General features: G+C 74.3%; 17 protein-coding genes. 13 read left to right on the forward strand and 4 right to left on the reverse strand.

What is annotated here, in order from left to right:
* The first annotated feature begins 191 nt into the window (after positions 1-191).
* The 3 genes from K353_RS24810 to K353_RS24820 all read left to right on the forward strand — a co-directional run bounded on the left by K353_RS24810 (position 192) and on the right by K353_RS24820 (position 5,079).
* On the forward strand, positions 192-3,305 hold the full coding sequence (locus K353_RS24810; RefSeq protein ID WP_146616562.1) for an Ig-like domain-containing protein: 3,114 nt from the start codon (positions 192-194) through the stop codon (positions 3,303-3,305).
* A 273-nt stretch (positions 3,306-3,578) separates the two neighbouring features.
* Entirely contained in the window at positions 3,579-4,262 is a 684-nt protein-coding gene (locus K353_RS24815; protein ID WP_111555763.1) for a ribonuclease HII, read from the forward strand.
* Positions 4,263-4,557: 295 nt separating this feature from the next.
* The gene (locus K353_RS24820) at positions 4,558-5,079 is read left to right on the forward strand and encodes a hypothetical protein (RefSeq protein ID WP_370447650.1); all 522 of its coding nucleotides are present in this window, start codon (positions 4,558-4,560) and stop codon (positions 5,077-5,079) included.
* 226 nt (positions 5,080-5,305) lie between these two features.
* Here the strand turns inward: K353_RS24820 and K353_RS24825 are convergent, their stop codons facing one another.
* Together K353_RS24825 and K353_RS24830 are read right to left on the reverse strand one after the other, a co-directional pair.
* Entirely contained in the window at positions 5,306-5,992 is a 687-nt protein-coding gene (locus K353_RS24825; protein WP_233533820.1) for a hypothetical protein, read from the reverse strand.
* A gap of 380 nt (positions 5,993-6,372) precedes the next feature.
* Positions 6,373-8,568, reverse strand: coding sequence for a RecQ family ATP-dependent DNA helicase (locus K353_RS24830; RefSeq protein WP_111555766.1), 2,196 nt, complete (start codon positions 8,566-8,568; stop codon positions 6,373-6,375).
* Between the two features lie 206 nt (positions 8,569-8,774).
* Here K353_RS24830 and K353_RS24835 point away from each other — a divergent pair, with 206 nt between their 5' ends.
* Positions 8,775-10,343 (forward strand): DUF4192 domain-containing protein, encoded by a 1,569-nt coding sequence (locus K353_RS24835; RefSeq protein ID WP_158585484.1) that lies wholly within the window; start codon positions 8,775-8,777, stop codon positions 10,341-10,343.
* A 37-nt stretch (positions 10,344-10,380) separates the two neighbouring features.
* Here the strand turns inward: K353_RS24835 and K353_RS24840 are convergent, their stop codons facing one another.
* Entirely contained in the window at positions 10,381-11,694 is a 1,314-nt protein-coding gene (locus K353_RS24840; protein ID WP_111555768.1) for an alpha/beta fold hydrolase, read from the reverse strand.
* 1,059 nt (positions 11,695-12,753) lie between these two features.
* Here K353_RS24840 and K353_RS24845 point away from each other — a divergent pair.
* The 7 genes from K353_RS24845 to K353_RS24875 all read left to right on the forward strand — a co-directional run bounded on the left by K353_RS24845 (position 12,754) and on the right by K353_RS24875 (position 23,021).
* The gene (locus K353_RS24845; RefSeq protein ID WP_233533814.1) at positions 12,754-15,006 is read left to right on the forward strand and encodes a glycogen debranching N-terminal domain-containing protein; all 2,253 of its coding nucleotides are present in this window, start codon (positions 12,754-12,756) and stop codon (positions 15,004-15,006) included.
* Between the two features lie 88 nt (positions 15,007-15,094).
* Positions 15,095-15,853, forward strand: a complete 759-nt coding sequence (locus tag K353_RS24850; RefSeq protein ID WP_100840382.1) for an NUDIX domain-containing protein — start codon at positions 15,095-15,097, stop codon at positions 15,851-15,853.
* Positions 15,854-16,126: 273 nt separating this feature from the next.
* Positions 16,127-17,890, forward strand: a complete 1,764-nt coding sequence (locus tag K353_RS24855; protein WP_111555769.1) for an ATP-binding cassette domain-containing protein — start codon at positions 16,127-16,129, stop codon at positions 17,888-17,890.
* An 11-nt stretch (positions 17,891-17,901) separates the two neighbouring features.
* Positions 17,902-18,690 carry a hypothetical protein gene (locus K353_RS24860; protein WP_146616563.1) on the forward strand — a complete coding sequence of 263 codons (789 nt, stop codon included), beginning with the start codon at positions 17,902-17,904 and terminating at the stop codon, positions 18,688-18,690.
* A 246-nt stretch (positions 18,691-18,936) separates the two neighbouring features.
* The gene (locus tag K353_RS24865; protein ID WP_111555771.1) at positions 18,937-19,809 is read left to right on the forward strand and encodes a FadR/GntR family transcriptional regulator; all 873 of its coding nucleotides are present in this window, start codon (positions 18,937-18,939) and stop codon (positions 19,807-19,809) included.
* Positions 19,810-20,336: 527 nt separating this feature from the next.
* On the forward strand, positions 20,337-21,953 hold the full coding sequence (locus tag K353_RS24870) for an RNA polymerase sigma factor (protein ID WP_255410764.1): 1,617 nt from the start codon (positions 20,337-20,339) through the stop codon (positions 21,951-21,953).
* A 216-nt stretch (positions 21,954-22,169) separates the two neighbouring features.
* Entirely contained in the window at positions 22,170-23,021 is an 852-nt protein-coding gene (locus K353_RS24875; RefSeq protein ID WP_111555772.1) for a trypsin-like serine protease, read from the forward strand.
* A 102-nt stretch (positions 23,022-23,123) separates the two neighbouring features.
* Here the strand turns inward: K353_RS24875 and K353_RS24880 are convergent, their stop codons facing one another.
* Positions 23,124-23,354: a hypothetical protein gene (locus tag K353_RS24880; RefSeq protein WP_014138480.1), complete on the reverse strand. Its 231-nt coding sequence runs from the start codon at positions 23,352-23,354 to the stop codon at positions 23,124-23,126.
* 469 nt (positions 23,355-23,823) lie between these two features.
* Here K353_RS24880 and K353_RS24885 point away from each other — a divergent pair, with 469 nt between their 5' ends.
* Positions 23,824-25,935 (forward strand): type IIA DNA topoisomerase subunit B, encoded by a 2,112-nt coding sequence (locus K353_RS24885; protein WP_111555773.1) that lies wholly within the window; start codon positions 23,824-23,826, stop codon positions 25,933-25,935.
* 175 nt (positions 25,936-26,110) lie between these two features.
* Positions 26,111-26,602, forward strand: a complete 492-nt coding sequence (locus K353_RS24890; protein WP_111555774.1) for a CcdC protein domain-containing protein — start codon at positions 26,111-26,113, stop codon at positions 26,600-26,602.

Genomic DNA, 26,602 nt, shown 5'->3' on the forward strand with positions numbered 1-26,602 from the left:
GTGCCGCCGTCCGCGCCGTCGCGGCGGAAGGTGCGCGGACGGACCGGTCGGACGCGGAGGGTCGGGCCGTCGGATGGCCGGAACTCGTGGCTGTGATGTGAGGGTTCTGCGGACGCGCCGGGTGCGGAGCCGGTAGGACGGAGGACGGCACTTCTGCCGTTCATCCGGTCATCCGACCTTGGGGGGTTGGCGTGAGGATCAGAAAACGAATCGCCGGGCTGCTCGTGGGCCTGCTCGCAGCCAGCGGACTGATGGTGGCGCCCGCGGCACACGCGGACACCACCGCCGTCCTCGGCAACAACACCGTCGGCACCGCCACCGACTCCGGCGACTCCAACTACATCAACACCTCCCGCTTCGTGACGGGCGCCGCCGGCGGCACCGTCAGCAGCGTCAGCGTGTACGTCGGCGCCGTCGGCGCCACGCCCAACGACCAGTACCAGGTGGCGGTGTACGGCGACGTCGCCGGCAAGCCCGGACCGCTGCTCGGGTCCTCCGCCTCCGGCACGCTCACCGCGCACGCCTGGAACACCCTGCCGGTCGCCGCGACGCTCGCGCCGAACACGCCGTACTGGCTGGCGTACAACTCCAACGGCGTCTCCGCGGCGGTCAACAACCTGAACTACTCCACCGGCGGCCAGAGCGGCTACTCCACCGGCGGCACCGCCTTCGGCACCTGGCCCAGCAGCTTCGGCGCCGTCTCCACCGGCACGCTGAACTACTCCGTCTACGCCACCTACACGCCCTCCGGCGGCGGCACCGGCACCCCCGGCGGCGGACCCGGCAACGAGGGCCCGATCCTGCTGGTCACCGATTCCGCCAACCCGTACACCACGTACTACGGCGAGATCCTCAAGTCCGAGGGCCTGAACTACTACAAGACCGCCGACCTGAGCACCGTCACCTCCACCCTGCTCAACTCGTACGACGTGGTGCTGCTGGCGGAGCACCAGCTGACGGCCGCCCAGACCACCATGTTCACCAACTGGGTGAACACCGGCGGGCGGCTGGTGGCGATGCGGCCCGACAAGCAGCTCGCCGGGCTGCTCGGCCTCACCACGACCACCGACACGCTGGCCGACAGCTACCTGAAGATCAACACCACCGCGGCGCCCGGTGCCGGGCTGACCTCCGACACCATCGGCTTCCACGGCACCGCCGACAAGTACGCGCTCAACGGCGCCACCGCCGTCGCCACGCTGTACAGCGACACCGCGGTGGCCACCACCAACCCGGCCGTCACGCTGCGCACCGCCGGCGCCGGCCAGGCCGCCGCGTTCACCTACGACCTCGCCAAGTCCGTCGTGCAGACCCGGCAGGGCAACGCCGCCTGGGGCGGCCAGCAGCGCGACAACGTGGACGGCATCCAGGCCAGCGAGATGTTCTTCGGCACCGGCGGACAGCTCAACTGGAACAACCTCGACAAGGCGCAGATCCCGATCGCCGACGAGCAGCAGCGGCTGCTCGCCAACCTGATCACCACCATGGACGCGGCCAAGAAGCCGCTGCCGAAGTTCTGGTACTTCCCGCGGGACGCCAAGGCCGTCGTGGTGATGACCGGCGACGACCACGGCATCGGCGGCACCGCGGGCCGCTTCGACGGCTACGTCGCGCAGAGCCCGGTCGGCTGCAACGTGGCCAACTGGGAGTGCGTGCGCGCCTCGTCGTACATCTACACCGACGACCCGATCACCGACGCCCAGGCCAAGGCCTACTCCGACCAGGGCTTCGAGATCGGCGTGCATGTCACCACCAACTGCACCCCGTGGGGCACCCCGGCCGACCTCCAGAACATCTACACCACCCAGATCGGCGCCTGGCGGGCCAAGTACCCCTCGCTGCCCAACCCGGACAGCACCCGGACCCACTGCGTCGAGTGGGACGACTGGGCGACCCAGGCCAAGACCAAGCTCGCCAACGGCATCCGGCTGGACACCGATTACTACTACTACCCGGCCAGCTTCGTGCAGGACCGGCCCGGCTACTTCAACGGCACCGGCCTGCCGATGAAGTACGCGGACAGCGACGGCAGCACCATCAACGAGTACCAGGCCACCACCGAACTCACCGACGAGTCCGGGCAGTCCATGCCGAGCACCGTCAACACGCTGCTGGACAACGCCTACAACTCCAAGGGCTACTACACCGTCCTGACCGCCAACATCCACACCGACTACGCCGCCTCCACCGCCTCCGACCAGGTCATCGCCTCGGCCAAGGCGCACGGCACCCCGGTGGTCTCCGGCCGTCAGCTGCTGACCTGGCTGGACGCCCGCAACGGCTCCGCCTTCTCCGGGATGGCCTGGACCAGCAACGCGCTGAGCTTCAGCATCACCGGCGGCGCCAACGGCCTGCGCGCCATGGTCCCGGTCAATTCGTCGGTCGGCACGCTCACCGGCGTCAAGCAGGGCACCACCAACGTCAGCTACCGCATCGAGACCATCCACGGCATCTCCTACGCGTTCTTCGACGGCAACGTCGGCTCCTACACGGCGACCTACGGCATGGACACCACCGCGCCGACCGTCACCGGCTCGGTGCCGGCCAACGGTGCCACCGGCGTCTCCGCCACCGCCCCGGTCAAGGCGTCCTTCAGCGAGCCCGTCCAGGCGAGCACCGTCAACGGCACCAACGTCACGCTGAAGACCACCGCCGGCTCCGTCGCGGTGCCCGGCGCCGTCGCCCTGGACGCGGCCACCAACACCGTCACCTTCACCCCGAGCGCCGCGCTCTCGCTCAGCACCGGCTACACGCTGAGCGTCGCCAACGTGAAGGACCTGGCGGGCAACACCCAGACCGCGGCCTACACCGCGGCCTTCACCACCGCCGGCGCGCCGCCGCAGACCATCGGCAACAGCGCGGTCGGCACCCTGCTCGACGACACCGACTCCAACCACCTCAACGGCTCCAAGATCACGACCGGGGCCTCCGCCATCGCGCTGACCTCGCTCAACGTGCACACCGGACAGATCAGCGCGGCGCCCAACAACCAGTTCCAGATCGCCGTCTACAGCGACAACGCCGGCTCGCCCGACGCCCTGCTGGCCACCAGCTCGGTCGGCACGCTGAGCGCCAACGCCTGGAACAGCGCGCCGATCACCTACACCCTGGCGGCCAACACCACCTACTGGGTGGTCTACAACTCCAACGGAACCAGCTCCACCGTCAACAACATGCACTACAGCTCGGGCCCGGCCGGCTCGGGCGCCTACAGCAGCACGTCCGTCCCGTTCGGGACCTTCCCGGCCGGCTTCGGCACCGCCGTGAAGGACAACCTGGTGTACTCGCTCTACGGCACCTACTGACCTCCTGGTCCGTCGAGGGCGCCGAGGGACTGCCGGGGCGGCCCGGGCCACGACTCCGTGTGCGTGGCCGGGCCGCCCCGGCGGCGCGTTCGGCGAGGCGTTCGGCGTCGAGTTGCCGGAGCGGGTCCCGCTGCCGGTGGTCCGGACGTGGCGTCGGGGGCGGCGGGGGGCGTCGGCGCGGCGGCGTACGCTGATGGGGGCGGGGAGCACCGGCGCGCCCCGCCCCGCTCCGGTCCCGTCCGGTCCGCCCCCGCTCCAGTGAACGGAACCCCGATGCCGTACGACCCCCCGACCCACGCGGTCGAGCGCTCCCTGCGCCAGACCGGCGCCCGTGTGGTGGTCGGGCTGGACGAGGTCGGCCGGGGCGCCTGGGCCGGTCCGGTCATGGTCGGTGCGGCCGTCACCGGGCTGCGCCGCCCGCCCGAGGGGCTGACCGACTCCAAGCTGCTGACCGAGCGCCGCCGGACCGCGCTCGCCCCGCTCCTGGAGGAGTGGGTGACGGCGTACGCGATCGGGTCCGCCTCGGCCCGGGAGTGCGACGACCTCGGCATGACGGCCGCGCTCCGACTGGCCGCCGTCCGCGCCCTGGAAGAGCTCCCGGTGCGGCCCGACGCGGTGATCCTGGACGGCAAGCACGACTACCTGGGCGGTCCCTGGAAGGTCCGCACGGTGATCAAGGGCGACCAGTCCTGCGTCTGCGTGTCCGCCGCCTCGGTGCTGGCGAAGGTCCGGCGGGACGCGCTGATGGCCGAAATCGGCACGGACCACCCGCGGTTCGCCTTCGGGGAGAACGCCGGCTACCCGTCGCCCACCCACCGCGCCGCACTGGAGGAGCTCGGCCCCACCGAGCACCACCGCCTGTCCTGGGCCTACCTGGACGGGCTGCCGCGCTGGAGCCACCTCAAGCGGCAGCGCGTCCCGGTCGACGCCGCCGAGCAGCTCTCGCTGGGTTTCTGAGCCAGGTCCTCCGGAATTTCCCCGGCGTTCGGGGCGGGCCGACAGCCGTTCTCCGGAGCCCGGAGGTCCCGTTTCCTGACGGTTCGTCAGGGTTCATCCACCGGTCATCCGAGCGTTGCCGCCGGTGCGCGTAGAGTGCGCCACACTTCCAAGTGGTGGGGTGCCCGTGCGCATCCGACCGGCATTTGATAGGAATCCGGGTATGCCTGTCTTCCCCGAGGAGCCGGAGATTCACGAGACGATCCCGGGCCCCGGCGTTCCCCTTCCCCACACGTCGGACGCACCTGCCCCCCGTATGCCTTCCTCCACCGCCGTCGCCGCTCCGGTCCCGGGCCCCCGCCCCGGTCCGCCGCGCCCCGCCCCGCCCCGTGCCGACCGTCCGGTCCCCGGCCCGCGGCCCCCGGCCCGTCCCAAGCCCGGCTCCGCGCCGCGCCCCGGTCGGCCGGACGTCCAACTCCTGCCCGCTGCCGCAGCCGAGGCGATCGACCGCGCCGACGAGGCCGTCGACGCCCTGCTGGAGTCCGGCCGCCGCCCCGGCGACGTGCTGGTCCTGACGGTCGGCGAGGCGCACCCCTGGCAGCAGCACGAACTCGGCTTCGGCGAGGAGCGCTACTGGGCGCAGCTCGCCGACGGCGGCGACGTGTTCTACGCCGACGCCGCCACGACGCGCCCGCTCCGCCGGGACGTGGTGGTGCTGGTGGTCAACGAGGGCCGCTCGGAGCGGGTGGCCGCTGCGGCGCGCAAGGCGCTGGAGCGGGCCGCGAAGCTCCTGGTGGTCTGCGGCGAGACGGACACCGTCGCCCCGCTGTTCGCCTGAGCGCCGCTCCGTCCTTCCACCCCGTTCCGTCCTGTCCTTTCTGCCCCGCCTGTCCCGTCCGTTCGTTCTGCGCTGCCCGTCCGGCGGTGTTCGTCCGTGGTGCCGTCCTGCGGCACGGCGGGCGGGCACGGCGGGGCGGCGGCGGACGGGAGGGGGCGGTGGACGGGCCGGTTCGTCGACCCCTGGTCGGCGGGTGGGTCCTCCGCGCTCGGCGCGCGCCGTCCGCTCAGCGGGCGGCGGTGCGGCGGGCGCTCCGGCCGTCGTGGGACTCCTCCAGCGCGCGGATCGCGCTGAGCGAGGTGACCGGGGCGATCGGCGGCTGCTGGGGGAGCGGTGGCCCGGGCGGCGCGGCGGGCACCCCGAGCGGGATGCGCGGCGGCAGTTCGGTGACGGTGTGGACCGGGCCGAGCGCCCACGACCCGGAGTGCGGATTGCGCCCGCGCCGGCCGTCGCCGAGCGACTGCCAGCCGGCCGGAGTGAGCGTCAGGTACGAGCCGCAGCGCAGCCCGTGCAGTTCGGCGGCGGCGCGCAGCGCCCACATCCAGGCACCGTCCTGCTCGGTCCAGTCCGGCCCGCCCTCGCGGCAGCGCAGCAGGACGGCCGTCCGGCTGGGGCTCGACCGCTTCAGGTCGTGCGGGGTGACCCGGCGGAGATGGCCGAGCAGCGCGTTGCGGTGGTCCCACCCGTCGCTGAACTGCGGTCGCACGCCGAACGAGGCGGAGGCCGTCACCCGGTTCTCGGCGCTCAGCACCGCGACCACCGTGGTGCCCGGCTGCGGGAGGTGCCGCCGGTACAGCTCGGTGACGAACTCCCGTGGGGCCCGCAGGAGCGGCACGCCGTGGCTCTTCCACTCCGGCAGGCTGATGGTCCGGCGGTTGTCGTGGTGGGAAGGACCCCGGTCGATGCCGTTGATCACGATCCTCCTTCCCGAGCCCGCGCCCCTGGAGCGCGCGAGCGTACGCCGAAGACCGGGTCCGGAGGACCGGGTACTGGATACCTTCCAATTCTCGGGCGAGAGCAGTCCGAGCGGCAATGATGAAATGACGATCGCAGCCCGAAATCCGTGCTTCTGCCGGGTATGTTCCACGCCCCCGACAGGGCCATTCGGCTGACCTTCCGGTGAGCGCGGGGTGTACGGCCCGAAACGTTCCGGTGCACGCCGCTCCCGGCGGCCGGGCGCACTGCTCTGCGGCCGGGCGCCTCGCCGCAGAGCAGTGCGCCCGGCCCCGCCCGGCCGCAGGCGCGCACGCCTTCCGGCCACCGGCGGCCCCGGGACGGTCGCGGAGCCCGGCCTCACCCCCGCACGGCGAGGACGAGCGGGAGCACCGCGGTGGCACCGGCCTGGCGGAGCAGCCGGGCGGCCACCGTCAGCGTCCAGCCCGAGTCCACCAGGTCGTCGACCAGCAGGACCGGACCCGGCGCGGCGGCCAGCGCGTCCGCCAGGCCCGGCGCGAGAGTGAGCGCACCGGCGACCGAGCGCAGCCGCTGGGCGCTGTTGCTGCGCGGGCCGTGCGGCGGCTCCCCGGTGGCGTACTCGACCCGCCCGAGCAGCGGCATCCGCCCGATCGAGGCCAGGCCGCCGGCCAGATCGGAGACCAGCTGGGGACGGGTGGACGAGTCGAGCGCGACCACCCCGACCGGACGGGCGAGCTGCCGGCCGTCCGGACCGGCCGGCCCGGCCCAGCCGCCGGGGCCCCTGGCCCAGTCCGCGACCACCCCGACCATCGCGTCCAGCACCTCGCGCGGCAGCGGCCCGTCCGGGGAGCGCTCGTCCAGTAGCGAGCGCAGCCGGCCGCCCCAGCCGATGTCGGAGAGCCGGCCCAGGGCGCGCCCCGGCTCGGCCTGCTGGGTCGCCGGGATCCGGCCCTTCAGCGGGATGCCCAGGGACTCCATGCCGGTGGGCCACATCCGCCGGGTCTCGAAGGAGACACCGGGGCGGCCCAGGGCGGCCCGGGCCGCGTCCAGCGCCCCGGTGGAGACCTCGGCGGAGTGCCGGGCCGGGGTGCAGCGGTCGCACCGGCCGCACGGGGCCGCCTCGGGGTCGTCGAGCTGGCGGCGCAGGAACTCCATCCGGCAGCCCTCGGTGGCCACGTACTCGCGCATCGCCTGCTGTTCGGCCTCGCGGGCCCGGGCGACCTTGGCGTACCGCGCGGCGTCGTACCGCCACGGCTCCCCGGTGGCCTCCCAGCCGCCGCGCACCCGGCGGACCGCGCCGTCCACGTCGAGCACCTTGAGCATGGTCTCCAGCCTGGTGCGGCGGAGGTCGACCGAGGTCTCCAGCGCGGCGGTGGAGAGCGGACGGCCCGCCTCGGACAGCGCGTCCAGCGTGCGGCGGACCTGCTCCTCGGCGGGGAAGCCGATCGAGGCGAAGTACCGCCAGATCGCCTCGTCCTCCCGGCCGGGGAGCAGCAGCACCTCGGCCCGGTCCACGCCGCGGCCGGCCCGGCCGACCTGCTGGTAGTAGGCGATCGGGGAGCTCGGCGACCCGAGGTGCACCACGAAGCCCAGGTCCGGCTTGTCGAAGCCCATGCCGAGCGCGGAGGTGGCGACCAGCGCCTTGACCCGGTTGTCCAGCAGCGCCGCCTCGGCCTCGCGGCGCTCCGCGTCCTCGGTCCGCCCGGAGTAGGAGGCGACCTGGTACCCGCGCCCGCGCAGGAACTCGGTGACCTCCTCGGCGGCGGCCACCGTGAGGGTGTACACGATGCCGGAGCCGGGGAGGTCGGGCAGGTGGTCGGCCAGCCAGGCCAGCCGGTGCGCCGGGTCGGGCAGCGCCAGCACGGCCAGGCTGAGGCTCTCCCGGTCCAGCGGACCGCGCAGCACCAGCGCCTGCTCGTCACCGGCCCCGGTGCCGAGCTGCTCCGCGACGTCCGCGGTGACCCGGGCGTTCGCGGTCGCCGTGGTCGCCAGCACCGGGACGCCGGGGGAGAGCTCGGCGAGCATGGTGCGCAGCCGCCGGTAGTCGGGCCGGAAGTCGTGGCCCCAGTCGGAGATGCAGTGGGCCTCGTCCACCACCAGCAGGCCGGTGGAGGCGGCGAGCTTGGGCAGCACGTGGTCCCGGAAGTCGGGGTTGTTCAGCCGCTCGGGGCTGACCAGGAGGACGTCGACCAGGCCGTCGGCGACCTCCTGCTGGATCTCCGACCACTCCTCCGGGTTGGCCGAGTTGATCGTCCGGGCGCGGATGCCCGCCCGGGCGGCCGAGTCGACCTGGTTGCGCATCAGGGCGAGGAGCGGGGAGACGATCACCGTCGGTCCGGCGCCGCGTGCGCGGAGCAGCGCCGTGGCGATGAAGTAGACGGCGGACTTGCCCCAGCCGGTGCGCTGGACGACCAGGGCGCGCCGGCTCTCCACCACCAGCGCCTCGATGGCCTTCCACTGGTCCTCGCGCAGGGCCGCGCCCGGGCCGGCGAGGTCGCGCAGCACGGCTTCCGCGGTGGCCCGGACGGCGGCGCGGTCGGCGGGGGTGGTCGGGGGGAGTTCGCGCGTCTGCATGAGGTCATGGATACCGTGCGGCACGGACGGACCGCGAATGCCGGGCTGTGGACAGAGTGGCGTTCATCGGTTGAGCTGCTGTGAAATCGCCGTAATCGCCGAAAATCCGGGTGATTCAGGGGGCAGAGATGCTGAACCCCCCGACTTATCCACAGGCTGGGGCGAATTGTCCGCAGCCGCCCGTGATCCGGTCCAAGCTTTCCGCCATGACCGCAGACGACCGCACCACCACCCCCGTCCCGCGCCCCGGCCACCTCCCGGTCCGGCTGCGCGGCCCCGCCGACATGGCGGAGATGCTCCCGTACCTGCTGGGCTTCTTCCCCGACGACAGCATCGTCGCGGTGGGCCTGCAGGGCACCGCGCTCGACCAGGGCGGCGTGATCCGGATCGACATCCCGGAGGACCCGGCCTGCTGGGAGCGCACCGCGGCGGAATCCGCCCGGCTGCTGGTCGAGCTGTCCGAGCAGCGGGCCCACCGCCCCGTCCAAGTCCTGTTGTACCTGTGCCGGGATCCCGCCGGGGACGACCGCGCGCCCGGCGGCGGCGGGCACGCCGTGCTGACCCGGCTCCGCCCGCTGGCCGACGCGCTCGCCCGGGCCTTCCAGGAGGAACGGGTGGTCGTCAAGGAGTCGCTGTGCGTCTCCGCCGGCCGCTGGTGGTCCTTCCTGTGCACCGGAGTCGACTGCTGTCCACCGGACGGCACTCCGGTCCGGGCGGCCCACCAGCCCAGCCCGCTCGCCGCGGCGGCCACCTACGCGGGCCTCGCCCCGCGGGGCAGCCGCAAGGCGATCGTGGCCGGCCTTGCCCCGGTCGGCCCACCGCTCTCCGAGGTGCAGCGCCGCGCCCTGGAGGACGCCGGGCCGCCCTTCATCCGCGAACTGGCCGGCCCCGGCGGCCGGGCCGCGGCCGTCGAGCGCACCGCCGGGGTGCTCGCCGAGGCGATGGCCGAATTCCGTTCCGGGGCAAGCGGGTTGGATGCCGCCCGCACCGCCAGGCTGCTGATCGGCATGCAGGACAAACTCGGCCGGGACCGCGCCGCCGAGTACGCCGAACCGGACGAACTCGCCACCGCCCAGCGGTTGTGGCGGTTCCTGGTCCAGCGCTGCGTCGACCCGTTCGAACACCTCGCCGTCCCGCCGATGACCCTGCTGGCCTGGACGTCCTGGCTGGCCGGAGACTCGGCCACGGCACGGATCGTGCTGGCCAGGGCACTGGAGCTGGAACCCGGCTACACCCTGGCCCAACTCCTCTACGAATCACTGAACTCCGGCATCGCCCCGGAAGCCCTGCTCCGGGTGGTCCGCCGCGAGCGCACCGCCCGGCTGCGCGACGCACCGGCCCCGCGGCTCGCGGAACCCGCAGGGCCCGGCGGAGAAACGGCCGACGGCGGCAGCGCCGCTCCGCAGGAACCTGACGACGGCTTCGACCACCGGGGCCCGGACCGGCCCCAGGCCGATCCCGGTCCCGGACCCGGCGCCGGTGCGGTCGAGCCCGCACCGAGCTGCCCCGCACCCGCGCCGGGGCCGGATCCGGCACCCGCCCCGGACCTGGCACCGGACAACGGGCCGGACGGGCCCGGGCCGGAAGGAGGCGAGAGCCCGGGCGACAGCCGTCCGCCCACGCCGCCCACACCGTCCGCCGTGACCGACGGGCCGTCCGCCGCAGCCTGCCGACCCGACCCGGGGCGCCGTCCGCGTCCGCACCGCTTCCTCCCGGCGGGAGTCCGCGTCCGGCACGTCCGGGTGCACCGAAACCGACCCGCGATCGGAGACTGACATGCGAACCCTCGACCCGCGGTTGCGGAGCAGCCGACTAGACCTCGCCGCGCGCCATCCGGATCAGCCGGTCCAGCACCGTCCGCCCGCTGGTGCGCACGCCGTCGTGCTCCCACTCGTTGGTGACCCAGACCCGGGTACCGGCCACCGCGTCCGCCGTCTCCAGCGAATGCGCCGTGTCCACGTACATGTCGTCGTGGTACACCGCCGCGTACACCGGTACCTGGTTCGACGCCAGGCGCGGCAGGTCGTACAGGTCGGGCCAGTCGGTGCGCTCCGCCAGCAGCTGCGCCGTCTCGCGCAGCGGCCGCAGCGCCGGGTCGGTCTCGAACATCCAGGGGTGGATCATCTCGCCGGTCAGCAGCACCGGCCCGTCCCCGGCCAGCGCCGCCTCGGCGTCGAACTCGGAGAACTCCTCGCGCACCCGCTCCGCCGACCAGCCGGTGGCCCCGGCGTCGACCGTGCGCTGCCCGTAGATCGACTCGTGCAGGACGGCGTACAGGGGGTTCTGGGCGAAGGACAGGTGCGACTGCGCCCCGGCCAGGAAGGTGTCGGAGAGCTCGGGCCCGTCCGCGCCCTCCACCCAGGCCTCCTCCAGCAGGTAGTGCAGGGCGTAGGAGCCCGAGCCGCCGCCCAGCAGGATGCCCAGCGCCTGGAACGCCCGGACGGTCAGCGTGCCCCCGTCGGGAAGGGGCGCGGGCCGCTCGACCAGGTGCGCCGCGATTCGCCGTACCGCCGCCACGTCCTGGGGGAAGCGCGCGTAATGACCGGCGTTCTTGCGGGCGACGCGGGGGTAGGCCGCGCGGTAGACCTCGTCCGCCGAGCGGCGCAGACCGGCCAGGCCGCCGGTCACGAAGGCCTCGCGCAGGTGCTCCGGGGCCAGCGAGAGGTACGTCAGGGTGCAGAAGCCGCCGAAGCTCTGCCCCAGCAGGCTCCACCGGGCGTCGTCGCCGAGCAGCCGGCGGCGGATCAGTTCGGCGTCCCGGACGATCGAGTCGGCGCGGAAGTGCGCCAGGTACTCGGCCTGCTGCCGGGCGTCACCGCGCCGGGCCAGGGTCTGCCGGTTGGCGGGGGTGGAGCGGCCGGTGCCGCGCTGGTCCAGCAGCAGCACCCGGTAGTCGTCGAGCGCCCGGTCCAGCCAACCGTCCCGGCCCATCGGCCGGTTGGCCTTCCCACCGGGGCCGCCCTGCAGGTACAGCAGCCACGGCAGCTCGTCGTGCTCGCGTCCGGCGGCCACCACCTCCCGGGCGTAGACCTCGATCGACTCACCGCCGGGGGCACTGTGGTCCAGCGGCACCCGGAAGACGTGGTCGGTGGTGACGATTCCGGGGATGCGGCTGAGGGAGGACATGCAACTCCTAGGTGCGAGCTGGTCACAGGCTGGTCGCGGCGCCGATCGCCGGGGTCACCGGTGCGTCCGCTGTCGTCCTCGCACCGTATCCTGACGGCGGAAAGGAGCCGCCGGGGGGCGTCCGCCGCATGCGGAGAACCTCGAACGGCACCACGACACAGCGGGCGCCCCGGGCGCCGGTCGCCGAGCGCCGAACCACCCTCGGCCCACGGCCGCCTCCGACCGGACGTCCGCCGGGCGGGCGTGACCTGGGGCAGGTGTGGTGCGTTCAATCTGCAGAACACCACCACCCGAACCGGCACCTCCGGGTCCACCCCGGCCGGGCCGACCGCGTCGGGCACCGGCCACGCGTCGTTCGACCCGGCGCAGCCGGCTCCCGGGCGGCCCCGGCGTCCGGTCCGGGACACCACCCCGGCCGGGACGGAGCACCGGTGGTCCGGTCCGACCAGAGTCAGAGCCGCGTGTTCCGGCGGCAGAGCAGCACAGTCCGCGATCGAGCACGCTCGCGGCCGACCGGGCCCGCAGCCCTCGGCCGGTCGAGGGGAGGAGAACCCGGTGACCGACTCAAGGCCACCCCACGCAGCACCCCAGTCGCTGCCCCCTGCCACCCCACCGGTCCCCGGTGCCGCCCCCGCGCCACCCGCCCGGCCGGCCGGCCCTCCGACTCCCCGCCAGGCCACACCCCCGTACGGCACCGGCATGCCCGGCGCTCCCGCCCCTGGGACGCCCGGAACCGGCCCGGTGGTTCCCGGCACCCCGGCCTACGGCACCCCCCTGCACGGCACCCCGGCCTACGGGACGCCCTCGCACGGCGGCGTGCCCCCGCACGGCACGCCGCCGCCCGGACCGCCCTCGGGCGCCCCGCACCCGACAGCAGCCCACCCCTACGCGGCCCCGGCGGGCACGCCCCCGTACGGCACCCCCGCCGGTGGTGCGCCGTACGGGGGCGGCACCCCGCCGTACGGCACCGTGACGCGGCAGGCCCCGGGCCATCCAACGGCCGGACGGGGCGGGCCGGTCCCGCGCGCCGGCCAGCCGCCGGTCCCGGGCGGAGCGCCGGTGGGCCGGTCCGAGCAGGTGGCGGGCGCGCCCGCCGCCGGGGCGGCCCGGCAGCCCGGTCCGGCGGCGCCGCCCAGACCGCAGCCCTCCGCCGCGCACGACGTGCTGTGCGTCAACGCCCCCGGCATGGCGTCATCCGGGCCGGACGGCCAGCTGCGGGGCCAGGGCCTGCACGGCTTCTTCCGGCACGGGGTGCGCACCCTGGCCCGGATGGAGCTGCGGCTGGGCGGCGTGGAGCCGCTCCCGCTCCAGGGCACCCTGACGTCCACGGCGGCGGCCCGGTTCGTCGGCTCGGTCCGGGTACCGGGCGACCTCGACCCGGACCCGGCGCTGACGGTCGAGCGGCTGCGGCACGCCGACGGCGCCGAGACGGTGACGGTCCGCAACACGGGTGCCCGCCCGGCCCGGCTCCCGCTGGAGATCGCGCTCGGCACCGACCTCGGCCTGCTCACCGACATCGCGGCGGGCCGCCGTTCGGCCGACCTGCCGGGCCAGGTCCAGTCGTCCGGCCTGCGCTGGGTCGGCCAGGGCCGGGCGGCCACCGTCAGCGCACGGCCCTCGCCGCACGCGGTGCTGGCCGGTGCGGGCGTGCTGCGCTGGGACTTGGAGATCCAGCCCGGCGCCCGCTGGTCGGTCGACCTCCGGGCCGAGCTGGAGACCCCGTCGACGGGCCGGCCGCCGACCGGGCGCGGCCCCGGGGTGCCGCTGCCCTGGTCCGAGCCCGAGGTCCGGGCCGACGACCGCCGGGCCGCCCGGCTGGTCTCCCGGGCCCTGGATTCGCTGGGCGGCCTGCTGCTCGCCGACGCGGACCGGCCCACCGACCTCTACACCGCCTCGGGCGCGCCCTGGCGCTTCGGCCTCACCGCCGCCGACGCGCTCTGGGCCGCCAGGATGACCCTGCCGCTGGGTACCCGGCTCGCCGCCGGCACCCTGCGGGCGGTCGCCCGCCGTCAGCACCAGGCGGCCCCGCAGGCCGCCACCGCTCCCGCCGCTCCTGTTCCCGCCCCTGCGGCCCGACCGGCCGACGCCGCTCCGGGGGACGGCGGGCCGGCCCCGGAGGGCGGTGCGGCCGGGCCGGTGCCGGGGAGCGCCCCGGGCCCGGTCGGCGGGCCGAACCCGCCCGGTGGCGAGGCCGGCGCGGCGGCCCAGGCGATGGACGGGGTGATCCCCGGTCCGCTGCGGCACGGCGGCCCCGAGCTGCCGGCCAGTTGCACCGCGACGGAGGCGACCCTGCTGTTCGTCACGGTGCTGGCGGAAGCCTGGCGCTGGGGCATGCCCCGGGCCGAGGTCGCCGAACTACTGCCGGCGGCGGAGCGGGCCCTCGGCGCGCTGCGGTCCGCGGTGGTGGAGGGTCCGGACGGCCCGGTCGGGTTCGTCGCCGACTTCGGGCGCCCGGCGGAGGAGCGCGCCGCGCGCCCCGGCCCGGCCAGGTGCGAGGTCCAGGCGCAGGCCCACCGGGCGGCCCTCCAGGGCGCGGACCTGCTCGACGCCTTCGACCGGCCGGGCGCGGCCCAATGGCGTTCCTGGGCAGCCGAGTTGCGGGAACGGTTCCGGGAGCGGTTCTGGATCGACGACCTGTCCGGCGGCCGTCCGGCAGCCGCCCTGCTGGCCCCGGACCGGCCGGTGCCGGCCGTCGCCTCCACCCTGGTCCACCTCTTCGACCTGGGCCTGGCCGCCGAGGGCGAACTGCACGAAGGCCTGCTCGACCGCGAGCAGACCAGGCTGCTGGCCCAGCGCCTGGTGGCCCCGGAGTTCGACTGCGGCTGGGGCCTGCGCACCCTGAGCGCGAAGTCCCCCCGGTTCAACCCGCTCGGCCACCGCAGCGGCGCGGTGCGGGTCCAGGAGACCGCGCTCGCGGTGAGCGGGCTGGTGGACGCCGGGTTCGAGCGGGAGGCCGAAATCCTGCTGGAGGGCCTGCTGGAGGCGTCCGCGCACTTCGAGGGCCGCCTGCCGGAGATGTACGCCGGTGAGCAGAAGGTCGCCGACTGCCCACCCGTCCCGCACCCGGCGGCCTGCCGCCCGGCCGCGGTCTCCGCGGCGGCCGCCGTGCACCTGGTCCTCTCGCTGGCGGGCGTCCGGCCCGACGTCCCGTCCGGGCGGGTGGCCACCCGCCCGGCGAGCACCGCCCCCCTGGGCGCACTGGAACTGACCGGCCTGCGGGTGGCCGGCGAGCCGTTCTCGGTCCGGGTCAGCCGGATCGGCGTCGCGGTCGTGGAGGAGGCGCCGTCGTTCCTGCAACTCGCCGCCGGCTGAGCGCTCCACCGCGACGGGGTGGGGCGAAGGGAGGGGAAAGGCGCCGTGGTCTGTGATTATCGTCAGAGAGACGACTAAGATCGACGCCATGTCGCGTTATGACCCGTCGGCCTTCCCCCCGTTCGCAGTCACGGTTGACCTCGTGGTGCTGACGGTGCGCGACCATGAGCTGTGCGCCCTGCTGGTGAAGCGCGGCGAGGCGCCGTTCAAGGAGTACTGGGCGCTGCCCGGCGGCTTCGTGCGGCTGGACGAGGGCCTGGCCGAGGCGGCGTCCCGCGAGCTGGCGGAGGAGACCGGGCTGCGGGCGCAGTCCCTGCCGGGCAGCCTCCCCGGCGGACAGACCCCCGCGGGCGCGCACCTGGAGCAGCTCGCCACCTACGGGCACCCGCAGCGGGACCCGCGGATGCGGGTGGTGAGCGTCGCCTACCTGGTCCTCGCCCCGGACCTCCCCTCGCCGCGCGCGGGCGGCGACGCCAGCAGCGCCCGGTGGGCGCCGGTGAGCGAACTGCTCGGCGAGGAGCGCAACGACGGCGTGCTGCTCGCGTTCGACCACGGCCAGATCCTGACGGACGGGGTGGAGCGGGCCCGCTCCAAGATCGAGTACTCCTCGCTGGCCACCGCCTTCTGCCCCCCGGAGTTCACCGTCGGCGAGCTGCGCCGGGTCTACGAGGCGGTCTGGGGCGTGGTGCTCGACCCGCGCAACTTCCACCGCAAGGTGACCGGTACCCCGGGCTTCCTGCTGCCCTCCGGCGGCACCACGACCCGTCAGGGCGGCCGTCCCGCCCAGCTGTTCACCGCCGGCGGCGCCACCGTCCTCAACCCCCCGATGCTGCGCCCCGAGTCCTGACCCGCGCTCCCCGGAGCCGGTGGCGGGGGCGCTCGCTGATCGACGCGGTGCGACCGGTGCCGGTGTCGAAACCGTTGCTGCCGACGGGTGGTGACGGACCGTGAGGAAAGCGTCAGCCCGGCGGGAGGGCTGTCCCCTGTACGGGTGAGGTCGGCGCTAACACCGCCCACGACCCATCCGGAATGCCTGGTTTCACCGCTTCCGCGGCCTACTGTGCAGGCTCGGGCCAGGTGGACATCCCCGGTCTGTCGGCGGGCGAGGGAGCGGGCGGCGATGATCCAGATCACCGGACTGACCAAGGCGTACCGGCGGGGGCGTCCTCCCGCGGTGCTGGACCTGACCTTCGACGCCCGTCCCGGGATGGTCACCGCGCTGCTCGGGGACGAGGGCGCGGGCAAGTCGACCGTGCTCCGGCTGATGGTGGGGCTGGAACGAGGCCACGGTCTCACCCTGTTCGACGGCCGGACGTACCGGCGGATCCGGCACCCGGAGCGGGAGATCGGCGTCCTGCTGCCCTCCGGCCGCCCGGAGGCCGGGCACCCGGGGCAGCGGGCCCGGTCCCACCTGCGGATGCTGGCCGGTGCGATCGGCGTCCCGGCGCGCCGCGCCGACGACCTGCTGGAGCAGACCCGGCTCGCCGCTGTCGCCGGCCACCGGATCGGCACCTTCTCGCCCGGTATGCACCGCCGCCTCGCGTTGGCCGCGGCCCTGCTCGGAAACCCCTCGACGCTGCTGCTGGACGCCCCCACCGAAGGCCTGTCCCCGAACGGCGAGGAGTGGTTCGGGGCCTTCCTGCGCTCCTTCGCGCTCTCGGGCGGCACCGTGCTGACGACCACCCGCTCCCCGGAGCAGGCCGCCGCCCTCGCCGACCGCGTGGTCACCCTGGACGCGGGCCGACTGGCCGCCGACCAGCCGGTGGTGGAGTTCCGCCGCACCAGGCTGCACCCCGAAGTCCTGGTCCGGGGCCCGCAGATGGCCCGCCTCGCGGACCTGCTGGTCGCCCAGGGCGGCCAGGTCCGGCGGGACGGCGGCGCCGGTCTCGCGGTGAGCGGCATCGACCGCACCGAGGTCGGCGAACTCGCCTACCGCAACGGCATCCTGCTGCACGAGCTGGCCGACCGGGTGGTGCGGCGCCCGGTCTCCTACCCCTCCGCCCTGCCGAGCGGTTCGGGCCGCTCCGGCCAGGTGTCGGTCCGGACGGTCCGCCAGGACGCGGCCCCCGAGGGGAAGGGCCGTCAGGACGCGGGCGAGCAGCCGTGGCCCGACCGCGCCGGACAGCCCGTCGCGGCCGGCTCCGACGAGCATCGGCCCGCGGCCGTCGGCCGCCCCGCCGGGCCGGAGTCCGAGCGCCCGCTCGACCACCGCGGCCTACAGGCCGGCCGTTGGGCCGCGGCCGCCCTCGCGCCGAACCCGCCGGCTCGGGGAAAGGGAGCGGGCGCGGCCGAGGGCAAGGGCGGGGGAGAAGGGCGCGGGCCGGAGTCGGCTCAGGTCCCGGTGCAGGACCACGCCGTGTCCGTGCCCGCGCCGACCGCCCCCGTTCAGGCGTCGCCGGCCCCCGGCGTCGACCTGACCAGGCGGACGCCCCGCGGCGCCTCCGCGCTCGGCCGGTCGGCGCGGACGCCGGGGACGGAGCGGACGCCGGGAACGGCTCGGGAGACGGAACGCGTGGTGGTGGGGCCGGTGGCGGGCCCCGCCGCGATCGACACCGAGCACCTGGCCGCCAACCCGACCGACGCGGAGCTGCTGACTCCCGCCCGGATCGGGGGAGTCGACCCCCACCCCGCCGACCCCGTCCGCCCCTTCCCGGGACGCCCCTGGTCGGCCGACGCCACCGAACTGCGCCCGGCCGGGCGAGGCGAACCGACCGGGCGAGGCGAACCGGTCGAACGGGCAGAACGGACAGAACGAGCCGAACGGGTCGAACCCGCCGGGCGGCCGCAGGAGTCGGGGGAGGTCCGGCCGGGCGGAACGGGTGCGGTGGACCCGCGAGGGGCGGTGCGGCGGAGTGCCGTCGGCGACGAGAACGGGAGTGAGTGACCGTGCGAGTGGTGGCGAGTGAGGTACGTCGGCTGCGCGGGGTGCGCTCCACGTGGGTGGTGGTCGTGGGGGCGCTGCTGGTGAACGCGGCGGTGGCGGCGTTCTCGGCGCACCGGCTGCCCGCCGGGGAGTTGGCGGTGCCGGACGCGGTGCGGTCGGTCGCGGCGGTGGTGCCGGTCCTGCCGCTGCCGCTGACCGCGCTCGCGGCGGCGGTGCTCGGCGCGCTGTCCTACGGCAACGAGGCGCGCTGGCCCGGCCTGTCCGCCTCGCGGGTCACCCTGGGGCGCCGACTGGGTGCCCTGCTCGCGAAGTCGCTGGTGGTGGGCGCGGCAGCGGTCCTGCTGGCGGTGGTCGCTCTCGGGGTGAACGTCCTCGCGGCGCGGCTCGCGCTGCCCGGCGGAGTGGACGCGTCGGAAGTGCTCGACCTGTCGGGCCCGTTCGCGGCGGGCGGGGTCGGCCGCCCGCTGGCGGCGTTCGTGGTGCTGGCGGTGGCGGGCGGTTGGGCCGGTCTGCTGATCACCTCGCTGGTGCGCAGCGCCGTCGTCGGCGTCCTGCTGACCGGCGCGCTGCCCGCCCTGCTGGAGCCCACCACCGGTCTGCTGCTGCACCGCACGGGCCGCAACTGGCCGGTCTGGGTACGGGAGTTGATGCCCTTCCAGTACGGCCTGGACTGGGTCCGCGACGCCGCCGACCGGACCGCCGGCGCGCTGGACGGCGTGGTGGTCGCCGCACTGCTGGCCCCGGCCGCCCTGTTGGTGCTGGTGGCAGTGCTGGCGCAACTGCGCCGCCGGAGCCTCTGACCAGGCACCTGTCCGGCCCGCGCCACCAGGAGAGCGCGGGTAGAACCCGGGGGAGCGCCGGCGGAAGGAGCCCTGACGGTGTGACAGCCGGGGCGGGGGTGACGCAGGGGAAATCCGTGCCCGATGACCGGTATGCGCATTTCCGGCTGATAAGAAGTCAATTATCCAGACACGGCCGATCACCCTTTCGTGTGCTTTTCACGAGAATGCTCAAGGCGACTCCGCCGATCGCCGACAAAGGATGGCGTGAGTACCCTTGCGCACCCCACCGTGACCGCCGCTCGCCAGGCCGAGTCGATCTCCGCCTCCGAGTTGGACCGTTTCCCGTACGCCGACCGCCCGACTCCGCCCGCCCCCCGCTGGGAGGGTGCGGAGAGCGACCTCTCCCGGGTCGGCCGGAAGACCACCAGCAGCCGCGGCCGCGGCCTGCACGGCCAGCTGGTCCAGCAGCTCGGCCAGATGATCGTCTCCGGAGACCTGGGCGCCGACCGTCCGCTGGTGCCGGAGGAGATCGGCCAGCGCTTCGAGGTCTCCCGCACCGTGGTGCGCGAGTCGCTCCGGGTGCTGGAGGCCAAGGGCCTGGTCTCGGCCCGGCCGAACGTCGGCACCCGGGTCCGCCCGGTGAGCGACTGGAACCTGCTGGACCCCGACATCATCGAGTGGCGCGCCTTCGGCCCGCAGCGCGACGAGCAGCGCCGCGAGCTGTTCGAGCTGCGCTGGGCGATCGAGCCGCTGGCCGCGCGCCTGGCGGCCGGGCACGGCCGGGAGGACGTCCAGCACCGGCTGGTCGAGCTGACCGAGATCATGGGCCAGGCCGGGAGCCAGGGCGACCTGGTCAGCTACTCCCGGGCCGACGCCGAACTGCACGGCCTGGTGCTGCAGATGGCCGGGAACCGGATGCTGGAGCACCTGTCCGGGATCGTGGCCAACGCGCTCCAGGTCTCCGGCGGCTCCGGCACCACCTGCGAGCGCCCGTCCGATGCGGCGGTCAGCCTGCACGCCCGGCTGGTCGACGCGCTCGGCACCGGCGACGGCACCGCGGCCGAGGCCGCCGTCCGCGCGCTGCTCACCGTCCACCCGGACATCGAGCACGCCGTCCCCGCGCCGCGCGAGCACTGAGCGCGGCCGCCCCCGACCGCCGCTCCGACCTCCGACCGGATGGCCCTTCTGCTGCCCCACCCGCGCAGCCGAGGGGCCATCGGCACATCGGCGTGGTGGCGCGGCGACACATCAGCACAGGCGACACATCAGCACATCGGTACGTCGACGCGGCGACACATCGGCACGTCGGGGCCAGGCCGTCCGACCGACCGCCCCCGGGCCGGTGCGACGCCGCCCGCCAGGACCCGGTGCGACGCCGCCCGCCGGGCCGCTCCGACCCTGCGGATAGGCCGCTCGGGGGCTGCCCGCACCGGCCCTCGGGTGGTGTGACGGGCGCCACGACGGGCATGCGTAACACTTGAGGGGCGGCAGCGATGTGTACGGAGCGGAAGCAGCTCCGGAATATCACCACAAGCCAGCTGGCTGTGATGGTCCGCGGCGCTGCTGCCGTCCTGCAGACCCCGGTCACCGTCCACCCGTCCGAGCCCGAGCAGTCGGGCCGGTCGGCGCGGGTTCGTGTCCACTCATCGTCCGAGAGGTTGTTCGTGTCGGCCAGCACATCCCGTTCCCTTCCCCCCGAGATCGCCGAGTCCGCGGCACTGCTGGCGCTCATCGAGCGGGGCAAGGCCCAGGGGCAGATCGCCGGTGACGACGTGCGCCACGCGTTCGAGGCGGACCAGATCCCGGTCACCAAGTGGAAGAACGTCATGCGCAGCCTCAACCAGGTGCTGATTGAGGAGGGGGTGGAGCTGATGGTCAGCGCGGCCGAGCCGGCCGGCGCCAAGCGCAAGAGCGTCGCGGCCAAGAGCACCACCAAGCGCACCGCGACCAAGGCGGTCACCACCCGCACACCGGTCGCCCAGACCAAGCCCCCGGTCCGGATCGCCCCCGCGGCGACCGTGGCTCCGTCGGTCTCGGTGGCCGCGGTGGCCGGCACCGAGGTCGGCGTCGAGACCATCGAGGTCGCCGAGGCGAAGGCCGCCGTCAAGAAGGCCGCCGCCCCGGCGAAGAAGGCGGTGGCCAAGAAGGCCGCCCCCGCGAAGAAGACCGCCGCCAAGAAGACCGCCGCGGCCGCCAAGCCCGGTGCCAAGGCCGGCGAAGAGGACGTCATCGGCGAGGAGGAGCTCCTCGAGGACGTGGCCCTGCCCGGCGACGGCAAGGAGGGCGAGGCCGAGGAGGAGACCGACCAGGGCTTCGTGCTCTCGGACGACGACGAGGACGACGCCCCGGCCCAGCAGGTCGCGGTGGCCGGCGCCACCGCCGACCCGGTCAAGGACTACCTCAAGCAGATCGGCAAGGTCCCGCTGCTCAACGCCGAGCAGGAGGTCGAGCTCGCCAAGCGGATCGAGGCCGGCCTGTTCGCCGAGGACAAGCTGAGCCAGGCCGACAAGCTCGCCCCGAAGCTCAAGCGCGAGCTGGAGATCATCGCCGAGGACGGCCGCCGCGCCAAGAACCACCTGCTGGAGGCCAACCTCCGCCTGGTGGTCTCGCTGGCCAAGCGCTACACCGGCCGCGGCATGCTCTTCCTGGACCTGATCCAGGAGGGCAACCTCGGTCTGATCCGCGCGGTCGAGAAGTTCGACTACACCAAGGGCTACAAGTTCTCCACCTACGCGACCTGGTGGATCCGGCAGGCGATCACCCGCGCCATGGCCGACCAGGCCCGCACCATCCGCATCCCGGTGCACATGGTCGAGGTCATCAACAAGCTCGCCCGCGTGCAGCGCCAGATGCTCCAGGACCTGGGCCGCGAGCCCACCCCGGAGGAGCTGGCCAAGGAACTCGACATGACCCCCGAGAAGGTCATCGAGGTCCAGAAGTACGGCCGCGAGCCGATCTCGCTGCACACCCCGCTCGGCGAGGACGGCGACAGCGAGTTCGGTGACCTGATCGAGGACTCCGAGGCGGTCGTCCCGGCCGACGCGGTCTCCTTCACCCTGCTCCAGGAGCAGCTGCACTCGGTGCTGGACACGCTGTCCGAGCGCGAGGCGGGCGTGGTCTCGATGCGCTTCGGCCTGACCGACGGCCAGCCGAAGACGCTGGACGAGATCGGCAAGGTCTACGGCGTGACGCGCGAGCGCATCCGGCAGATCGAGTCGAAGACCATGTCGAAGCTGCGCCACCCGTCGCGCTCCCAGGTGCTGCGCGACTACCTGGACTGACCCCGGTCGGCCCGAGTCACCTGGACGGGCCCCTCCGCCACCGGCGGAGGGGCCCGTTCGCGTGTCCGGGGGTCGCCTGATGGAGTGGTGGGCGGGCCGGGTGCGGGCACGGCGGGTGAGGGGGTGACTACGCTGGGCAGGTTGTCGCAGCTCCGCCCGGACCGGCTCGGACCCGTTCGGAGCGCCTCCCAGCCCGCCGAACCCCCTGGAGAACCGGTGCCCATCCTGGACACGTTCGCGCCTCGGCTCCGCCGCCGGGCGGTCGCGCTCGTCGCCCTGGCCGCCCTGCCCGCCCCGCTGGTCGCGCTGGGCGCGGCCGGGCCGGCCGTCGCGCAGCGGCGGATCATCGGCGGTACCGGCGCCAGCACCGGGGACCACCCGTGGATGGTGGCGCTGGCCAGTCGGCAGCAGTTCGGCTCGGCCCGCTCCGGGCAGTTCTGCGGCGGGGCGCTGATCAGTCCGACCAAGGTGGTCACGGCGGCGCACTGCTTCTACGACGAGACCACGGCCCGGCCGACCGACCGGCCCGGGCTGCGGGTGATCGTCGGGCGGGACGACCTGCGGGGCGGCGCGGGGCGGGAGGTGGCGGTGCGCGGGGTGTGGATCGACCCGGGCTACAGCTTCACCGCGAACACCCGGGACGTGGCGGTGCTCACCCTGGCCGAGCCGCAGGACGGCCGGCCGGTGCTGGAGATGGTGGGCCCGGGCGAGACCGAGCCGTACGCGGCGGGCACCCCGGCCACGGTGTTCGGCTGGGGCGACACCCGGGGCAACGGCAGCTACTCGAACACGCTGCGCCAGGTCACCGTGCCGATCGTCTCGGACGAGGTCTGCGGCCGCGCCTACCCGGGCGGCTCGGACAGTGCGTACGACGCCCGGAGCATGGTGTGCGCGGGCGAGGAGCGGGGCGGCAAGGACGCCTGCCAGGGCGACAGCGGCGGGCCGCTGCTGGTGGCCGGGCGGCTGGCCGGGCTGGTCTCCTGGGGCGCGGGCTGCGCGGAGGCCGAGCACCCCGGGGTGTACACCCGGATCGCGGCCGTCTCGGAGGCCGTGCACGAGGTGCTGTGAACGCGGACCGGGCCGGGGCCCGGGAACGCCACGGCCGGGTGGCCCGCCCCTGGGAGGGGTGGGCCACCCGGCCGTTTCAGGCAGCTCGGTGGAGCGGGAGCGTCAGCGCTCCCCCTCCTCGGCGACCGCCGGCGTACCGGAGAGGCGGTCGCTCTCGTCGTGTATCTCCACGGCGATCTTCTTGAGCTCGGGCTCGAACTTGCGCCCGTGGTGGGCGCAGAACAGCAGCTCTCCGCCGCTGGAGAGGACGACGCGCAGGTAAGCCTGAGCGCCGCAACGGTCGCAGCGGTCTGCCGCGGTCAGCGGGCTCGCAGGGGTCAGAACAGTAGTCACGTCGCCTCTTCTCTAGCTCGACGAGCTGTGTACCAGGATCAACATCCAACCAGGTCGAATTCGTTCCCGCTCGTGGCTTTTCTCTTGGAGGATTCTGCCGTCGTCTTGATGAGGACGTGCCCCGGGCAACGATGGTTCATGCGTACCGATTCCCGTGGCCGGCCGATCACCTCGAACTCCCGGCCGGGCCGGGGGGTGAGGTCCGCGTAGCATAATCCTCCGCCGGGTCGGAGCATAAGCCCCGTCCCGGAACCCGTTGCACCGCATCGCAGCAGCTCCGCAGCCCTCCCCGGCCGCCCGGATCCGCCAGGACCCGTGGTGTCGGCAGGAGATGGCAGGCTGGTAACCGCCTCCGAGGCGGGAATCGTGTTCGCGCAGCGCGTACAGCGCGCGCGGGCCCCGGCGGCCCGGATCTCAGTTGCTGAGAGCATGCGGGGGTGTCCGTCAACGTCATGGAGGAGTGCAGAGCGTGAGTGGAGAAAAGACCGGCCCGCCCTCTCTGGTGACCGGTGAGGGCGGGTCCGACTACACCGCGCGGCATCTGCTCGTCCTGGAGGGGCTCGAGGCGGTCCGCAAGCGGCCGGGCATGTACATCGGGTCGACCGACAGCCGCGGCCTGATGCACTGCCTGTGGGAGATCATCGACAACTCGGTGGACGAGGCCCTGGGCGGCTTCTGCGACCGGATCGAGGTGCTGCTGCACCAGGACGGCTCGGTCGAGGTCCGCGACAACGGGCGCGGCATCCCGGTGGACGTGGAGCCCAAGACCGGGCTGTCCGGCGTCGAGGTGGTGATGACCAAGCTGCACGCGGGCGGCAAGTTCGGCGGCGGCTCGTACGCGGCCTCCGGCGGTCTGCACGGCGTCGGCGCCTCGGTGGTCAACGCGCTCTCCGCCCGGCTGGACGTCGAGGTGGACCGCTCCGGCGCCACCCACGCGATCAGCTTCCGGCGCGGCACCCCCGGCGCGTACGCCGGGGAGGGCCCGGACGCGAAGTTCGAGCCCGGCAGCGGCATGACCAAGAAGGGCAAGTTCGCCAAGACCCGGACCGGCACCCGGATCCGCTACTGGGCGGACCGGCAGATCTTCCTCAAGGACGCGAAGCTCTCGCTGGAGTCGCTGCACAGCCGGGCCCGGCAGACCGCCTTCCTGGTGCCCGGCCTGACCATCGTGGTGCGCGACGAGCGGCTCACCGAGAGCGAGCAGGTCGCCGAGGAGACCTTCCGCTACGACGGCGGGATCAGCGAGTTCTGCGAGTTCCTGGCCCCCGACCGACCGATCTCCGACGTGCTGCGGCTGCGCGGCGAGGGCACCTTCAAGGAGACCGTCCCGGTGCTCGACGAGCTCGGGCACATGACCCCCACCGAGGTCACCCGCGAGCTCGGGGTGGACATCGCGCTGCGCTGGGGCGCCGGCTACGACACCACCCAGCGCTCCTTCGTCAACATCATCTCCACCCCCAAGGGCGGCACCCACGTCACCGGCTTCGAGCGGCAGCTCGCCAAGACCGTCAACGAGGCGCTGCGGGCCGCCAAGCTGCTGCGGGTCGCCGAGGACGACATCACCAAGGACGACGCGCAGGAGGGCCTGACCGCGGTCATCACCGTCCGGCTGGCCGAGCCGCAGTTCGAGGGGCAGACCAAGGAGGTGCTCGGCACCTCGGCGGCCAACCGGATCGTCGCGGCCGTGGTCGCCAAGGAGCTGAAGGCGTTCCTGACCTCCGCCAAGAAGGACGAGAAGCTCCAGGCCCGGGCCGTGCTGGAGAAGGTCGTCGCGGCCGCCCGCACCCGGGTCGCGGCCCGGCAGCACAAGGAGGCGCAGCGCCGCAAGACCGCGCTGGAGACCTCCTCGCTGCCCGCCAAGCTGGCCGACTGCCGCAGCGACGACGTGGACCGCAGCGAGCTGTTCATCGTCGAGGGCGACTCCGCGCTCGGCACCGCCAAGCTGGCCCGCAACTCGGAGTTCCAGGCGCTGCTGCCGATCCGCGGCAAGATCCTGAACGTCCAGAAGGCGTCCGTGAGCGACATGCTCAAGAACGCCGAGTGCGCCTCGATCATCCAGGTGATAGGAGCGGGCTCGGGCCGGACGTTCGACATCGACCAGGCCCGCTACGGCAAGGTCATCTTCATGGCCGACGCCGACGTCGACGGCTCGCACATCCGCACCCTGCTGCTGACGCTGTTCCACCGCTACATGCGGCCGATGGTCGAGCAGGGCCGGGTGTTCGCCGCGGTGCCGCCGCTGCACCGGATCGAGCTGACCAACCCCAAGCGCGGCCAGGAGAAGTACCACTACACCTACTCCGACGCCGAGCTGCGGCGCACCCTGCTCCAGTTCCAGGGCAAGGGGCTGCGCTGGAAGGACCCGATCCAGCGCTACAAGGGCCTCGGCGAGATGGACGCCGACCAGCTGGCCGAGACCACCATGGACCCCCGGCACCGGATCCTGCGCCGGATCAACCTGGGCGACCTGGAGTCCGCGGAGAAGACCTTCGACCTGCTGATGGGCAACGACGTCGCCCCGCGCCGGGAGTTCATCGTCGACTCGGCGGCCACCCTGGACCGGTCCCGGATCGACGCCTGAGCGACCCCGGGGCGGACCGGCCGCCGCCCCGCCGGGCGGCCCCGCGCACGAGGGCTCTCCACCCCGGGGTGGAGAGCCCTTCGCGCCGCGGATCAACCCCCGCTCCGAGGACCGGCGGGCGCCGGCTCCGTAGCGTTCGGGGTGTCGAAACCACCCCGCCCGGGAGGCACCCGAAATGACCGCCCTGTCCGACGTCCTGATCGCCGCCGCCGTGATCGTCCTGGTGGTGGGCCGGCAGCTGCGGGCCCGCCGACTGGACACCGAACGCCGCTTCTGGCTGCTGCCGCTGGTGCTCGCCGCCGTCGCGCTGCGCGACCCGGTGCTGATCGACCCGCAGCACCGGACCGCCGCCACCGCCCTGCTGATCGGCTCGATGCTCACCACCGCCGGCATGGGCTGCGCCTGGGGCTGGACGGTGCGGATCTGGCGCGAGGCGGACGGCGCGCTGTGGAGCCGGGGCACCACCGTCACGGTGTTCGCCTGGGTCGGCGCGATCCTGGTCCGGATCGCCTGGTACGGGGTGGGCGCCGCGCTGCACGTCCACCAGTCCGGCAGCGTGCTGCTGCTGTCGCTGGCCCTGCTGCTGCTGGTCCGCTCGGCGGCCCTGCAGTGGCGGGCCCGGCAGCTGGACGGCGGCGGCAAGCAGCACCACGGCCTGGCCGCCTGA

Origin of the sequence: Kitasatospora sp. SolWspMP-SS2h (assembly GCF_003259315.1) — a bacterium.
Lineage (GTDB): Bacteria > Actinomycetota > Actinomycetes > Streptomycetales > Streptomycetaceae > Kitasatospora > Kitasatospora fiedleri.